This is a genomic window from Gardnerella sp. CCPDSM, assembly GCF_056754715.1.
Genome location: NZ_JBQEQO010000036.1, coordinates 1 through 935, shown reverse-complemented (window position 1 = coordinate 935; position 935 = coordinate 1). Strand labels below are relative to the sequence as shown.

The window sequence follows — 935 nt, the reverse complement described above, 5'->3', positions numbered from 1 at the left end:
ACTTTTCAAACTCCCAAACTGAAGTTTCTTTCCTACCCGCATACCACTTGTGTTTACCTTTTTTCTTCCACCCATACAAACACGGCTCATGCTGCCACTGGTAAGGGCTTCTACCCAACACCAGAGACGGTTTCTTCCAAATACAACAACCTGAAAGATAAAACCCCGCGTCCTGGAATGCTTTTCTAAAATTCAAACCCTCCGTGTCAGCATGAAACACGTAGATAGACGCATCATCCGCCATCGCCTGCTCCATGTTCACGAACGAGTTAAAAAGAAACTGGTAAAACTTATCATCCTCCATATTATCGTTTTTAATTTTCCCAGCAGCACCCTCATAGTTCACGTTATAAGGCGGATCAGTAACCACCAGATTCACTTTAGTATCCTCAAGAAGCGTCTTATATGTTTCTAACTTAGTAGCATCACCGCAAATAACACGATGCTTACCAAGCATCCAAATGTCACCTGTTTTAGAAAAACACGGTTCTTCCAATTCTTTTTCAACATCAAAATCATCATCACTCACGTCTTTATCAGCATCAAAAATACTGGAAAGCTCCGCCTCATCAAACCCGAGAAGATCAAGATTAAAATCAGCTCCTTCAAGCTCCGACAATTCAACTGCTAATAGCTCATTGTCCCAGCCTGCGTTAAGTGAAAGCTTATTATCCGCAATAATATAAGCACGCTTTTGTGTTTCAGTTAAATGATTTTCTTTCACGCACGGAACTTTTTTAAGACCCAGTTTTAACGCCGCGGCAAGCCTGCCATGGCCTGCAAGAATCGTATTATCCTCAGCCACTAGAATTGGGGATAGAAAACCAAACTCGCGAATACTTGCCGCTATCTGAGCCACTTGCACCTCAGAGTGCGTGCGAGCGTTTCTCACATACGGGATAAGCTCACTTACGTCAGCCAAATAATACTGCATC

General features: G+C 42.8%; 1 protein-coding gene. It reads right to left on the bottom strand.

Going from position 1 to position 935, the window contains the following annotated elements; genetic code table 11:
• A partial coding sequence (locus ACTJLE_RS06360) for a site-specific DNA-methyltransferase (protein WP_481267893.1) occupies nt 1-934 on the bottom strand: 934 nt, incomplete at its 3' end.
• Nucleotide 935: the final 1 nt, after the last annotated feature.